Origin of the sequence: Adhaeribacter pallidiroseus (assembly GCF_003340495.1) — a bacterium.
Taxonomy (GTDB): Bacteria; Bacteroidota; Bacteroidia; order Cytophagales; family Hymenobacteraceae; genus Adhaeribacter; species Adhaeribacter pallidiroseus.
The window spans coordinates 3,875,957-3,889,745 of the sequence record NZ_QASA01000001.1 but is presented as its reverse complement, the minus strand read 5'-3'; the positions used below and the strand labels follow the sequence as shown (position 1 = coordinate 3,889,745).

The window sequence follows — 13,789 nt, the reverse complement described above, 5'->3', positions numbered from 1 at the left end:
CAGACAGTGGCTGTTAAAATTTTAAGTTTTTAGGCTAGTTTGCTTTGTCTCGTGCGGGTATCCCTGAAAAATAAAGTTTAAGCCTCCGGTGAATGTAAAAATTTAAAAAAAAGGATTAGTTGTAACTTCAAGGAGTTTGCCTAGAACTTTGTAACAGAGTCCTTATCTTTGCGGCGCTAAAATAAAGGCTTGACTGAAAGCAGGTATGCGGATTGCCATTGTTATTAATACTTCCTGGAACATCTACAATTTCCGGTTAAACCTGATAAAAGCGTTGCAGGCCTTAGGGCACGAGGTAATTGCTATTGCGCCACCCGATGCATATTCTGCTCGGTTAGAGGCCGCCGGCTGTCAGTACGTACCCATCTTGATGGAAAATAAAGGCACCAATCCCTTGCAGGATTTGCTGTTAATTAAACGGTTTTACAAGGTTTACAAGCAAGTGCAGCCCGCTGTTATTCTGCAATACACCATTAAACCGAATATTTACGGAACCCTGGCCGCCAAACTGGCGGGCATACCTACGGTTAACAATGTTTCGGGTTTGGGTACGGTGTTTATTGTGCGCAACCTAGTTTCTAAAGTAGCACTCCGTTTGTACCGCCTGGCTTTCCGGTATCCGGAAAAAGTTTTTTTTCAAAATCCCGACGACCAAAAATTATTTACAGACTATAAGCTGGTTAAACCCGGGCTTACAGATGTATTGCCTGGTTCGGGCATTGATACCCGCCAGTTTAGGCCAGCCCCGGTTTTTACGCGCCACCGGCCTTTTACTTTTTTAATGATTGGCCGGATATTGTACGAAAAAGGCGTAGTCGAATTTGTGGAAGCCAGTCGTGCGTTAAAACAAAAATACCCGGATATTCGCTGCCAGTTACTGGGTGGTTTCGACGAAGCGGGCAACGTAGGTATTAAAAAAAATCTCTTTATGGCTTGGGTAAACGAAGGCGCCATCGAGTATTTAGGTACTTCCGACGATGTAGCTTCCTGTATTTTAAATTCGGATTGCGTGGTATTGCCTTCTTACCGCGAAGGAACCCCCAAAACCTTATTGGAGGCCGCCGCGTTGGGTAAACCCATTATTACGACTAATGTGCCCGGTTGCAAAGAAACCGTTGTTAACGGTGTTAACGGTTTGCTCTGCGAAGTTCGCAATGCTACTGATTTAGCCGCTAAAATGGAACAAATCTACGTATTACCCGCCAAGGAACTGGAGAAAACGGGAGCCGCCAGCCGGCAATTAGCCGTTACTAAATTTGATGAACAGTTTGTAATTAATAAATACTTAGCGGTAATAGCGGGCATTACGGCCAAAGCAAACCAAATTAAGTGATAGAAAATTGCTTTAAACTTGTTGGGTAAAACTATTTCAATTTTTTTAAATTTTAACTTATTAGATGCCCGGCAAGAGTTCGCTGGTAAGATTTTTACACAAACGCTACATGGAATTTAAACGCTTCCCGCTGGAAGGCCCCGTTGAAATTATACCGCGCCGGTTTGGCGATGCCCGGGGTTATTTTTTTGAATCATACAGCTACCGGATTTTTGCCGAAAATGGTATTACCACCGAGTTTGTACAAGATAATCAATCGGTTTCGCAGAAAGGCGTATTACGCGGACTGCATTTTCAGGAACCCCCGTATGCCCAGGCTAAACTGGTGCGAGTGGCGGCTGGTCGGGCTTTAGATGTAGCCGTGGATATCCGGAAAAACTCACCCACTTATGGCCAGCACATCACCTGCGAACTCGACGCGGAAAAGAACAACATGTTTTTTGTTCCGGAAGGCTTTGCGCACGGATTTGCCGCTTTAACCGATAATACTATTTTTCTGTATAAATGCAGCAACTATTATTACCCGGCCGCGGAAGGTGGCCTGTTGTGGAACGATCCGGCTCTGGGAATTAACTGGGGTGTAACAAATGCCATTATTTCGCCCAAAGATGTGGTTTTGCCTACTTTGCAGGAATTAAACGCTCCGTTTTAAACGGAAAATACTGAAAAATTGAAACGGGATAATTTCTGGATTAATTCAGCGGATTAATTTAGAAATTACCCCCTTTTTAAAAACGCGGCTACAATGCCGGATTAAGTAAATGCTTAGTTATTGGTTTTTACTTTCTCGTAGAAAAAGTTATAGCCGTCATAAGCCCGATGGTCTTCCATCAGGGCACCGGATTTTAGAAACCGGAGCGCTAATAGCCCATTGTAACCCGAAAATTCTTGTCTAACGGGGGTTCCGGGTAATTCATGATAGTTTAAATCAGGATTTGTAAATTGAACCCTTATTCCCTTATCATCGTCGGTGTTATGGTATAGCGTGTAAGTGCCGGTGGCTACATACCCGTTGGAGCGCGTTCTGATAAAAGTATTACCGGCTTTAAATTCAATCGTTTCCTGATAAAGCAAGGCAATAGGTGGACCAGGAGGCGCATCGGCGATCATGTTGGTTCCTTCTATGTGCGTTAGTTGCCACTTGCCTATAACTTGTACTGGTTCCGCACCGTCTTCTTTCTGCTGGCAGCCCACTACCGCCAGTGATAAAATTAATAAAAAAGCATTTACAAAATTTTTCATTTTAATTGACTTAGCTGTTTACTATTACTGATTACTATTCGGCGGCAAGAGTTGCATGGCTTACAAAAAAATATTCGAAAAATTTAATATTTTAGGTAACGGCCCGATAGTGAGCTTGTTATGCCTGTTGCGCCATGCCGGAATTTTAAATTTTTCTCTTGCCGGAACAGGAAAAACTTAGCCAGCCTGATCGATAGAATCCATTAGCGTTTCCAAACTCATGCCGCGGGAGCCTTTGATTAAAATAGAGCTGTTTTGCACCGGATTGTCCTGAAGCCATTGCTGCAGTTCGGCTTTATTATCGAAGTGCCAGGCCCCGGAAGCATGAGCCGCGGCATGTTCCATTTCCGGGCCACATAAAAGTACCTGCTCGAAATCTAAATTAGCCACTAATTTCCCGATTTTGGCATGTTCTTCGGCACTCTCGGGGCCTAGTTCCAGCATGTCGCCCAGAATAACAACTTTATGCGAAGCGTTGGCTTGGGCAAAATTGTTCACCGAAGCTGCCATCGATGACGGATTGGCGTTGTAAGCATCGAGTAAAATTGTGTTAGTCCCTTTTTTAATAATCTGGGAGCGGTTGTTGGCGGGTACATAACTGGCTATGCCCGCATTAATTTTGGCTAAAGGCACGTTAAAATATTTGCCAATGCACGAAGCCGCCGCGATGTTCTCGAAGTTGTATTCCCCGATTATCTGGGTGGTAATAGTGTCGTTGTTTTCGGATTCGTACACCACAAAAGGCGAAGCCGAAATAAATTTACAGTGGAAAAAATCGCCGGGGGCCGGGTAGGTTAATTTAATGGGCAGGCGGCTGCCCATGCGTTGTAAAATTTCGTTTTGCGAGTTTATAAAAGCCGTACCCTTGTTGCGTAACAAGTGCAGGTATAATTCGCTTTTGCCGCGGGCTACTCCTTCCAGGCTCCCAAAACCTTCTAAATGGGCCTTCCCGATGTTGGTAATAATGCCGTGGGTAGGCTCGGCTATCCGGCAAAGTTGTTCGATTTCCCCGATGTGGTTGGCGCCCATCTCAATAATGGCAATCTGGTGCTCGGGCTGAATGGTAAGTAAGGTAAGCGGTACGCCAATGTGGTTGTTTAAATTGCCCTTGGTGTAAACCGTATTAAAACGTTGGCTTAAAACTGCGTGAATAAGCTCCTTGGTAGTGGTTTTGCCGTTAGAACCTGTTATGCCAATTACCGGAATGGTTAACTGCCGACGGTGATATTGAGCTAGTTCCTGGAGCGCCTGTAAAGTATCGGGTACTACTATCACCTGGTCGCTGGCTAAGGCCGGGTCATCTACCACGGCGTAGCGGGCACCTTTGGCTAATGCCTGGGCCGCAAACTGGTTGCCGTTAAAATTAGGACCGTGCAAGGCAAAAAATAAATGGTTGGTCTGGTCGGCCCGCGAATCCGTACTTACCGCCGTGCATTCCAGGTATTTATTATAAAGCATCGAAATGGTTTCTGCCATATATTTGTATAGATTATTCTGCTTTCAGCGTTACTTACCTGTATGAAAAAATATTTATTCTGTTTTTTGGTTTTCTGTTTGGCCAGTATGGCTACCCCTAGTTTCGGGCAGCAATATTATGAATTTCGCTACCAAAACAACGTAAAAATAAACGACGGCCCGAATATTTTAAATAATCCCTGGACTGGCGGATTAAATAGTGCCGTATTTTCTAAAATTCATTTAAACCAGGACCAGACCGAAGATTTGTTTGTTTTTGACCGCACCCAAAATAAAATATCTACTTACCTGGCCCAGCAGGTAAACGGCCAATGGAGCTGGCAATACCAACCGGAATATGAAGTCCTTTTTCCGGATAGCTTATCGGATTGGGTGGTATTACGGGATTTTAACCAAGATGGCCGCAAAGATCTTTTTACTAAAAGCAACCTGGGTATAAAAGTGTATCAGAATGTAAGTTCCCCGAATGGTCTGTTGCAATTTGTTTTAAAGGAAGACTTTGTACGCTATAATAACGGCGTGAATGTGCAGGTAAGCGGCGACGATTTACCCGCTATCACGGATATGGATAACGATGGCGATTTAGATATTCTGTGTTTTGATTTTTCTTCCGGCCATACCATTCAGCTATACAAAAACTTGCGGGTAGAAGATAAGCTGGCCCCCGATAGTCTGCGGTTTAAGCTCGAAGACGCCTGGTGGGGAAAACTAACTAAATGCGAAGATGCTTGCGGAAGCTTTATGTTTAATGCGGCGTGCCGCACCACCGGCACCAAACACAGCGTACCCGCCGCCATGCTGGCCCTGGACCTGGATAACGATCAGGATAAAGATATTTTGCTCGGTGGTGACCCGTGCAGCGAGTTAGTCCAAATCATGAACCAAGGCACGGCCACTAAAGCCGTAATGAGCAGTTCCGGGGTAAAAACCGTATTCCCGGATAACACCACCCCGGCTAATTTCCGCCAGTTTCTGGCCGCTTACTACGAGGACGTTACCTTTGATGATGTACCGGATTTACTCGTATCGCCGTATCTGCCCGCTAATATCGACGGCATCAACACCAATCAATCCGTATGGCTGTACCGCAATACGGCCGCGGCTACGGCCAGTCCGGTATTTTCCTTCGAGCAAAAAGATTTTTTACAGAATACAGTCCTGGACTTGGGCGAGGACAGTGCGCCGGCCTTCGCGGATGTGGACGCGGACGGCGACCTGGATATGCTCGTGGGTAAATATGCCGCCATGAAAAACGATAATATGATTGGCAGCGTAAGTTTATACACGAATATTGGTACTGTTTCGGAGCCCCAGTTTCAATTGCAAACCGATAATTACGCGAGTTTAGCTTCTTTGGAGTTGCAAGGTTTAAAACCCCGCTTTGCCGACGTAAACAGCGACGGTCGCTTGGACCTGACGTTTAGCGTACTTAACAGTTCTACCGGTAGTAATAAATATATTTTAAATGAGGCCGCCGTTGGTCAACCTTTTAAATTTAACGTGGCCAAAGTACAAGACTTAACTATCGGCGAAAATACCGGCGATGTAGTGGTTTTTTACGATCTGGATAACGATGGTGATCAGGATGCCTTAGTAGGAGCCAGTTTCCTGATTTCGGATACCAGCGGCCCCTTGTTGTATTACCGCAATACCGGCACAGCCGCCAAGCCAGTATTTACCTTAGAAAACGAAAAATTCGGGGGTATTGAATTTGTAGAAGAATCTAACCGCAACCTTTATCCTTTAATTGCTGATTTAAACAATGATAATTCTCCGGAGCTGCTAACCGTAGATAACCGGGGCGTTATTAAAATATACGCGGGCTTTATGGCTGATTTAAAAGCTGATTTTAAAGAAACGCCCGCTTTATTGGCTAGTTCTATCACTAGCTCAGCGGTAGCTACCCGCTTAGGCGCCCACGTAGCTTTAGCCGCTGCTGATTTAAATAATGACCAGCAGCCCGAAATAATTGCGGGAAACACTGGCGGCGGGTTGTTTTACTTATCCCAACAGCTTAGAACCGGAACCGGTATTTCGGAAGAAGAAAAAGCGCGGTTACAAATTTCCGTTTTCCCTAATCCGGCTAACCAGGAAGTAACCGTAGCGGGTCCGGAAAAAATGCTGGTGGCACTGTATAGTTCCGAAGGCCGGAGAGTACGCAATAATGTAAATTTAGCCAAAGAACACCGCATGCAACTGGCCGGATTGGCGCCCGGATTGTTTTACGTGCGGATACAAACAGCAACTGGTAAATCAGCCGGTTACAAACTTTTAGTAACTCGATAAGTGGCAACTTTTATTTACGTTGAGGTAAACCAAAAATTTTCTTCTGCTTACCAAAAACCAATGTTGGAGCAGGTTAAAAAACAATTTTCGGGTTTAGATTACCTCGATCTGGATGGTTTTTCGGAAGAATTTTTAACCAAGCAAGCCTGCCAGTTGGCAGAATTGGCCGATATCTGCGGCGTGTACTATAAAAGTTTTGCGCCGGAGGCTTCATTAGGAGCTACTTTGCCTTTAGCCGAAATCTTGATTCGTAGGTCGCAACCTACTTTGGTTATCCTGCAAGGCACCCATATCCGGTTAGAAAAACTTTTCAGCAATCGCTCGAACCTGATTTTTTTAAAAAATCCGGAAGAATTAACCTTGCAGGAGCACTTAAGCCACCTTTATTCGAATACCTTAAGCTAAGTTTCAATTATTTTAAATTTTTACTCTAATCTAAAAACATCGGCGTCCAGGTACGTTGGGAAGCTTTGCCGGAAATCGGCTAATTCCTGCTGATTAAGCGTAACCGTTTGCGTTATTTCCTGGTCCGCGGCGTTAAATAGGAGGTCTCCTTTAAAGTTTACCACCATGGAGTCGCCGGCGTAATCGTGTCCGTTATCATCTTCGCCAATGCGGTTTACGCCCACTACGTAGGCTACATTTTCAATGGCACGGGCAGCGAGTAAGGTTTTCCAGGCCAGGCTTCTTTTGGCGGGCCAGTTGGCGACGTACAGTAACACATCGTATTCGTTTTGTACGTTGCGGCTCCAAACCGGAAAACGCAGATCGTAACAAATCAACGGGCATATATTCCAGTCTTTTAAATTTGTAAAAATTTTTGGGTACCCGCCGCGTATATCTCGGTTTCGCCAGCCATCCGGAACAAATGCTTTTTATCGTAAAACATATAGTGGCCATCTGGCTTCATCCAAATGAGCCGATTGTAATAAAATCCTTTTTCCTGAATAATTAAACTACCCGTTATTACCGCACCCGTGGTTTTGGCCATGTTTTGCAGCCAGTGCAGGCTGGGTCCGTTCATGGTTTCGGCCTGTTCCGGCGCCTGCATCGAAAAACCAGTGGTAAACATTTCCGGTAAAACAATTAAATCGGTAGGCTCCGTTATTTCCTCTATTTTGTGGGCCAGCATTTCCAGGTTAAAAGCCCGGTCGTGCCATTGCAGCGGCGTTTGGATAAGGGAAATGCGTAAATCAGGCATGGCGTAGTATCAGTTTTTTAAATTTTTGTCCGGCTGGTTACTCAATTACAATTGACAGAGCTTTTGAGCCGCCGCCCGTAAGGTTTCCTCGTTCTTCGCGAAACAAATGCGGAGTAGCCCATAGTCGGTTTGCTGGTGGTAAAATACCGAAACTGGAATAGCCGCTACACCCACTTCCGTGGTTAACCTACGGGCAAAAGCCTGATCATTTTCGGGGGTAATATTTTCGTAACTTACTAATTGAAAATACGTGCCAGCCGATGGTTGCAACGTAAACCGGGAGCCTTGCAGCAGCTGACAAAACAAATCGCGTTTAGCCTGGTAAAAAGCCGGCAGGTTCTGGTAATGTTCCTGGTTCGTTAAAAAATCGGCTAGCGCGTATTGCACCGGGGTAATGGTACTAAAGGTCAGGTATTGATGCACTTTCCGGAATTCAATGGTTAAAGCGGGCGGCGCCACGCAATAAGCCACTTTCCAGCCAGTAGCGTGGTAGGTTTTCCCGAACGACGAAATGACAAAGCTACGGCTGGCCAGTTCCGGACAGGTAAGTAAGCTTTGGTGGGGCTGGCCGTCGAAAACCATGTGTTCGTATACTTCGTCGCTAACAATCAGAATATTGGTGTCCCTGATAATTTCCGCGAGCGCGGTTAAATCACTTGGCTTTAAAACGGCTCCCGAAGGGTTATGCGGCGAGTTTAGTAAAATAGCCCGGGTGCGGGGTGTAATGGCCGCTTTTACCAAATCCCAATCTATCGTAAAACCAGGTACCTGTAAGGGTACATAAACGGGTTTTCCCCCATTGAGCAAGATAGCCGGTACGTACGAATCGTAAGCTGGCTCCAGTACAATTACTTCGTCGTGCGGGTGCAAAATGGCTGCCAGGGCCGCGTATAGTGCTTCGGTAGCCCCCGACGTAATCGTGATTTCGGTTTCGGGATTAGGCGTAATGCCGTATAAAAGCTGGGTTTTGAGGCTAAGTTGTTCCCGTAGTTTTACAACGCCCGCCATGGGCGCGTATTGATTAAACCCTTGGTGCAGGTAATAACTTACTAAGTCAAGTAACTCGGTTGGGCTGTTAAAATCTGGAAAACCCTGCGACAGATTAATGGCGCCGTGCTGCTGCGCCAACTGCGACATAACCGTGAATATACTGGTACCTACCTGAGGTAATTTGGATGCAAGCATAAGCAGAAAAAAACGAGAGTACTGATTACCTTTCTGGATTCTACTACCGGCCTTTTTTAGTTTAATTAAATGGTGCTGGTAATAAAACCAAAAGTGTAACCAGGGCAATATAGTTAGATAACTTAAGGTGTAGTATTTTGTAGCAAGCCGTAAAATTTTAAAATTTAAAAAAGCTTTGCCTTACACCGAGGCCATGTCTTCCGGAAAGTATTCGGTCATTATTTCTTTCACGTCGTGCGGGGTAAGCGGTTTAGAAAAGTGTCGTTTTACTTCTTCAAATTCTTCCATCCGTTTTAAATCGTAAAAACTGGCCGAAGAGGTCAACAGCATGATTTTAGTTGCTTGCGGGTCTTTTATACCTATTTTGCGGTATTCTTCTAAAAACTCAAACCCATCCATCTTCGGCATTTTTATATCTAAAAAAATAAGTTCCGGAACAATAGCGGCGCCAGCATTAGCCTGTCGCAAATATTGTAAGGCATCTTCGGCATCCGGATAAATCTGAATCCTTCGGGCAATATTAGCTTTAGTTAAAGTGCGGTTGTTAATAAAATTAGTAGTCTCATCGTCGTCGATGAGCAGAATTAAATTTAAAATTTTCATGCATATAAAGCGTAAAAGTTTCTTGAATAAATCAGAAGTAGTTCAGGTTAACACTAACAAGTAAAATTTAGAGGGTGCCGGTATATTTGCTTTACAGAGGTAAATGCTACCGCCACTATTTGGGATTAAATTTAGCTTTATTTTACTAGGAACACAGAAGCATGTACAATTAATAACAAATATGCTGTTTTTTAAGAATGCTTTTCTGGTGGCCAACGGTAAATCAAGAAGCGCGTATAATTACTACTATCCGTATAAAAACGGGTAAAAAAGTTTAAGGCAAGTTTATTTCGGATTATTATATAAATATAAATATATATTAAATTCTTAATATAATTGGCCTGATTTTTAATAGTAATTATCATTACCAACAATATAGAAAGTAATGCAAGCCTACTTTACAGAATGGAGAAACTATACTTTACTGATCAAATTGAAATTTACTACGATACCGAAAATAATTGGCTCTATGTGAATTGGATCGGCTTTCAAACCACCCAATCGGTAAAAGATGGCTGTGGTAAAATTTTAGAATATATGGTTTCGGAAGCCTGCACCAAAATTTTAAACGACAATACTTTGGTAGAAGGTATGTGGTCGGGTGCAGCAAAATGGGGCGCCGATGTTTGGTTTCCGGATTTAAGAGCTCATGGTCTACAAGCCTTTGCCTGGATTTACTCGCCCAGTATGCTTAGTCGGCTATCTACGGATAAAACTTTAACGCACGCGCACCAACCCAGTTACATTCAAACGTTCGACGATCCGGAAGAAGCCAAGGCCTGGTTAAAGATTGTGTAACTAACGTATGGTCCCTCTTTTTAAATAAAATTTAATTATTTCTTACGCGCAGATTGTTTTTTACCCTGGCAACCCCGCCGACGTAAAAAATGGTTTTTTGCAGGAAGTTCTACACTTGCGTTAACTCCTCAAACACTTCGCAGGCGGCGTTTACGGTTTTAATATTGTCGAAAATAACAATTAGCTTGTCTTTTGTTTCCTTCAGGCGCGACAGGCGCGAATGTTGTTGCACAAATTTTAAAATTTTACCAAATGCCTCGGATTGAAAGTACTTGTCGTTGTTTTCCGACGGAATATAGCCTTTCATGACATCCCGTTTAATCGTCAGTTTTTCAAAACCTACTTCCTGGGCTTCCCAACGCAATTTTACAATCTGAATCAGCTTTTCTACCGACTCTGGCAAAGGCCCAAAACGATCGACGATGCTATTTTTAATTTTTTCTAAAGCTGGCAAGTCTTTTACCCGGTCGAGCTTGCTGTATAAGTTTAAGCGTTCCGAAATATTGCTCACGTAGGTATCCGGAATTAAAATTTCCAGGTCAGTTTCTACGGTACACTCGCGCACTACGTCCAGGAACTGGTTTAAATCTTTTTCGGAACCCAGGAATAAATCGCGAAATTCCGTTTCTTTTAGTTCTTTGATGGTATCGTCCAGAATCTGGTGGTACATCTCAAATCCTAAATCATTGATAAAACCGCTTTGCTCGCCGCCCAGTAAATTACCCGCTCCGCGAATATCCAGGTCGCGCATCGCCACTTTAAATCCATCGCCTAAATCCGAGAATTCCTCCAGCGTACTCAGGCGCTTGCGGGCATCCGAAGGCAAACTCGATACCGGTGGGGTAAGCAAATAGCAATACGCTTTTTTATTAGACCGGCCTACCCGGCCGCGCATTTGGTGCAAATCGCTGAGGCCAAACATGTGCGCCCGGTTAATAATAATGGTATTGGCATTCGGGATATCTAAGCCCGACTCAATAATATTCGTGGAGATTAACACATTATACTCGCCTTCCACAAATTTGAGCATGCGTTTTTCGAGCTGTTCGCCGTCCATCTGGCCGTGGGCGTACGTAACTTTCGCATCGGGCACTAATTTTAAAATCAGGTTGGCCATTTCTTCTAAATCGGCTACCCGGTTGTGCACAAAAAATACCTGACCCCCACGCTTGAGTTCGTGCATCACGGCATCCCGGATAATGATCTGGTCGAATACGTGTAACTCAGTTTGCACGGGTTGGCGGTTGGGTGGGGGAGTAGCAATTACGGATAAATCGCGGGCACCCATCAACGAGAAATGCAAGGTGCGCGGAATGGGCGTAGCCGATAAAGTCAGCGAATCTACGTTTACCCGCATTTCTTTGAGCTTTTCTTTCGTTTTTACGCCAAATTTTTGCTCTTCATCAATCACCATTAAGCCCAGATTTTTAAATTTTACATCTTTGCTCACGATGCGGTGCGTACCAATGAGTATGTCGGTTTTGCCTTCGGCTACCCGTTGCAAGGTTTCTTTAATGTCTTTGGCCGTTTTAAAGCGATTCACAAATTCTACGTTCACCGGAAATTTTTCCAAGCGGTCGCGGAAAGTTTTATAGTGCTGCATCGCCAGAATGGTGGTGGGCACCAAAATAGCTACTTGTTTACTATCGGTGGCGGCTTTAAAGGCGGCTCGAATGGCTACTTCGGTTTTGCCGAAACCCACGTCACCGCAAACAAGGCGGTCCATGGGGTGCGGCTGTTCCATGTCGTTTTTAACGTCTTCGGTAGCTTTGGCCTGGTCGGGGGTGTCTTCGTAAATAAACGACGATTCCAATTCGGCTTGCATAAAACCATCCCGCGAGAAAGCAAAACCCGGCGCCGATTTTCGTTTGGCGTATAATTTAATAAGCTCCGTAGCAATATCTTTAACTTTGCTTTTAACGCGTTTCTTCTTGTTGTCCCACTCCGGCGAACCCAGTTTGCTCATGCTGGGTGGTGTGCCTTCTTTGCCGGTATATTTACTGATTTTATGCAGCGCGTGAATGCTCACGTACAGCAAATCATCGTCGCGGTACACCAACCGGATCGCTTCCTGCATTTTACCGCCTACTTCTACTTTTTCGAGGCCGGCAAAACGGCCAATACCGTTATCGACGTGCACCACGTAATCGCCGGGCTGCAAGGAGCGCAGTTCTTTTAAGGTAAGCGCCTTCGATTTAGAAAAACGTTCTTTGTTTTTGTATTTGTAATACCGCTCAAACAACTGGTGATCGGTGTATAAAGCTACTTTTACTTGGTCGTCGATAAAGCCTTCGCGCAACGAAATGGTAAGCGATTGAAATTTTACCGCGTGGTCGAGCTCGTCAAAAATAGTGGTAAGCCGGTCGAGCTGCCGGGGCGATTCGGCGGCAATAATATTGGTAAAACCATTAGTCTGATTATCGTGCAGGTTACTCACCAGCAGATTAAAATCTTTATTAAAAGACGGCTGCGGCTTGGTGGTAAAACTTACCGTTTCGTTAGCTTTAAACGTAAAGCGTTTGCCAAACTCCACAGTAGTATAGGGTTCAAGTAATTTTTTAAAACTTTTGCCCGTTTCAAACAAATCTTCGGGTTGCGATACTACCTGGGTACTGCCATTGGTGAGCATTAAATACTCAAAAGCTTGTTCGGCTTTTGCAAACGATTCGTCAATCACCTCGGTGGTATGCCGCACATCTTTAAACCAGAACCGGGTGCTGCGGGGTAAAAATTCTAAAAACGATTCGCGGGTTTCCTGCAGCAATTTGGTTTGCACGTTGGGTACTACCGAAACCGAAGTTTTAGTTTCCACGGAAAGCTGCGTGTTGGGGTTAAAAGTCCGGATGCTTTCAATTTCGTCGCCGAATAGCTCGATGCGGTAAGGCAGTTCGTTCGCGTAGGAAAATACATCTACAATGCCGCCCCGTACCGCAAACTGACCAGCCTCGTACACGAAATCGGTGCGTTCAAAATCGTATTCGGTTAGGAGTTCCGTTAAAAAGTTTACGTCGAGTTTTTCGCCTACCTTCGCGCTGAACGTATTAGCTACCAAGGCTTTTTTGTTAATTACTTTTTCGGTGAGCGCCTCCGGATAAGTAACCATTAATAAGCCGTCAGCCGCTTTATTCGAGATTTGGTTCAAAACTTCGGCCCGCATTAAAATGTTGGCATTTTCGGTTTCGTCGAATGAATACGGCCTTTTGTACGACGACGGGAAAAGCAAGGGCTCTTGCCGGTCGGTGAATAAATGTTGTAAATCCGAATGAAAATAAGCCGCTTCTTCTTTATCGTGCAGCACAAATACGTGGTGACCCACCTGTAAACTGCTCACAGCGGCAGCCAGTACGGCATCTAAACTGCCCGCCAACCCTTTCAGGTGCACATGCGTTTTCGCCGGCGATTTTAGTCGTTCGGCTATGGTTTGAACTACCGGATCGAGCCGGTATAGTTCCAGGAAATCCTTTAATTTCAATTTGGTTGTTCTTTCGGTAATAAAGCTGCAAAGATAACGAATAATCTGCTCGCAAACTCTTACGCATATAAGAGCGGTAAGGTGTAAAAATTAAAAAACAAAAAAATAGTAAAATCGTAAGAATAAATTGGTACTCTCTGAATAATAATTGTTTATCTTTATAAATCCATTGGGACTCGGCTTTTAAGCACGC

The 13,789-nt window shown here is 44.5% G+C and carries 12 protein-coding genes; 5 read left to right on the top strand and 7 right to left on the bottom strand.

All coding sequences use genetic code 11. From position 1 onward, the window contains the following. Nucleotides 1-205 precede the first annotated feature (205 nt). Nucleotides 206-1,333, top strand: a complete 1,128-nt coding sequence (locus tag AHMF7616_RS15525; RefSeq protein ID WP_115373721.1) for a glycosyltransferase family 4 protein — start codon at nucleotides 206-208, stop codon at nucleotides 1,331-1,333. A 109-nt stretch (nucleotides 1,334-1,442) separates the two neighbouring features. Beyond that, entirely contained in the window at nucleotides 1,443-1,985 is a 543-nt protein-coding gene (gene rfbC, locus AHMF7616_RS15520; RefSeq protein ID WP_115375638.1) for a dTDP-4-dehydrorhamnose 3,5-epimerase, read from the top strand. A 113-nt stretch (nucleotides 1,986-2,098) separates the two neighbouring features. On the opposite strand, the gene AHMF7616_RS15515 is transcribed toward rfbC, so the two are convergent. Together AHMF7616_RS15515 and AHMF7616_RS15510 are read right to left on the bottom strand one after the other, a co-directional pair. After that, the gene (locus AHMF7616_RS15515; RefSeq protein WP_115373720.1) at nucleotides 2,099-2,575 is read right to left on the bottom strand and encodes a hypothetical protein; all 477 of its coding nucleotides are present in this window, start codon (nucleotides 2,573-2,575) and stop codon (nucleotides 2,099-2,101) included. Nucleotides 2,576-2,752: 177 nt separating this feature from the next. Further along, nucleotides 2,753-4,051: a UDP-N-acetylmuramoyl-tripeptide--D-alanyl-D-alanine ligase gene (locus AHMF7616_RS15510; RefSeq protein WP_115373719.1), complete on the bottom strand. Its 1,299-nt coding sequence runs from the start codon at nucleotides 4,049-4,051 to the stop codon at nucleotides 2,753-2,755. Nucleotides 4,052-4,093: 42 nt separating this feature from the next. Between AHMF7616_RS15510 and AHMF7616_RS15505 the strand changes: the two genes are divergently transcribed. Further along, a complete protein-coding gene (locus AHMF7616_RS15505) occupies nucleotides 4,094-6,337 on the top strand; it encodes a T9SS type A sorting domain-containing protein (RefSeq protein ID WP_115373718.1) in 2,244 nt (747 codons plus the stop codon). Next, a complete protein-coding gene (locus AHMF7616_RS15500; RefSeq protein WP_115373717.1) occupies nucleotides 6,338-6,742 on the top strand; it encodes a hypothetical protein in 405 nt (134 codons plus the stop codon). It begins immediately after the preceding gene. Nucleotides 6,743-6,762: 20 nt separating this feature from the next. On the opposite strand, the gene AHMF7616_RS27755 is transcribed toward AHMF7616_RS15500, so the two are convergent. The 4 genes from AHMF7616_RS27755 to AHMF7616_RS15485 form a co-directional block, all read right to left on the bottom strand. Then, nucleotides 6,763-7,119, bottom strand: a complete 357-nt coding sequence (locus tag AHMF7616_RS27755; protein ID WP_317047611.1) for a nitrilase-related carbon-nitrogen hydrolase — start codon at nucleotides 7,117-7,119, stop codon at nucleotides 6,763-6,765. 20 nt (nucleotides 7,120-7,139) lie between these two features. Beyond that, nucleotides 7,140-7,538, bottom strand: coding sequence for a nitrilase-related carbon-nitrogen hydrolase (locus AHMF7616_RS27750; protein ID WP_317047610.1), 399 nt, complete (start codon nucleotides 7,536-7,538; stop codon nucleotides 7,140-7,142). A 45-nt stretch (nucleotides 7,539-7,583) separates the two neighbouring features. Then, nucleotides 7,584-8,723 (bottom strand): methionine aminotransferase, encoded by a 1,140-nt coding sequence (locus tag AHMF7616_RS15490; RefSeq protein WP_115375637.1) that lies wholly within the window; start codon nucleotides 8,721-8,723, stop codon nucleotides 7,584-7,586. 180 nt (nucleotides 8,724-8,903) lie between these two features. Beyond that, nucleotides 8,904-9,326 (bottom strand): response regulator, encoded by a 423-nt coding sequence (locus AHMF7616_RS15485; protein ID WP_115373716.1) that lies wholly within the window; start codon nucleotides 9,324-9,326, stop codon nucleotides 8,904-8,906. Nucleotides 9,327-9,731: 405 nt separating this feature from the next. Between AHMF7616_RS15485 and AHMF7616_RS15480 the strand changes: the two genes are divergently transcribed. Continuing rightward, nucleotides 9,732-10,124 (top strand): hypothetical protein, encoded by a 393-nt coding sequence (locus AHMF7616_RS15480; protein WP_115373715.1) that lies wholly within the window; start codon nucleotides 9,732-9,734, stop codon nucleotides 10,122-10,124. A 109-nt stretch (nucleotides 10,125-10,233) separates the two neighbouring features. On the opposite strand, the gene mfd is transcribed toward AHMF7616_RS15480, so the two are convergent. Next, on the bottom strand, nucleotides 10,234-13,596 hold the full coding sequence (gene mfd / locus AHMF7616_RS15475) for a transcription-repair coupling factor (protein WP_115373714.1): 3,363 nt from the start codon (nucleotides 13,594-13,596) through the stop codon (nucleotides 10,234-10,236). Nucleotides 13,597-13,789 lie beyond the last annotated feature (193 nt).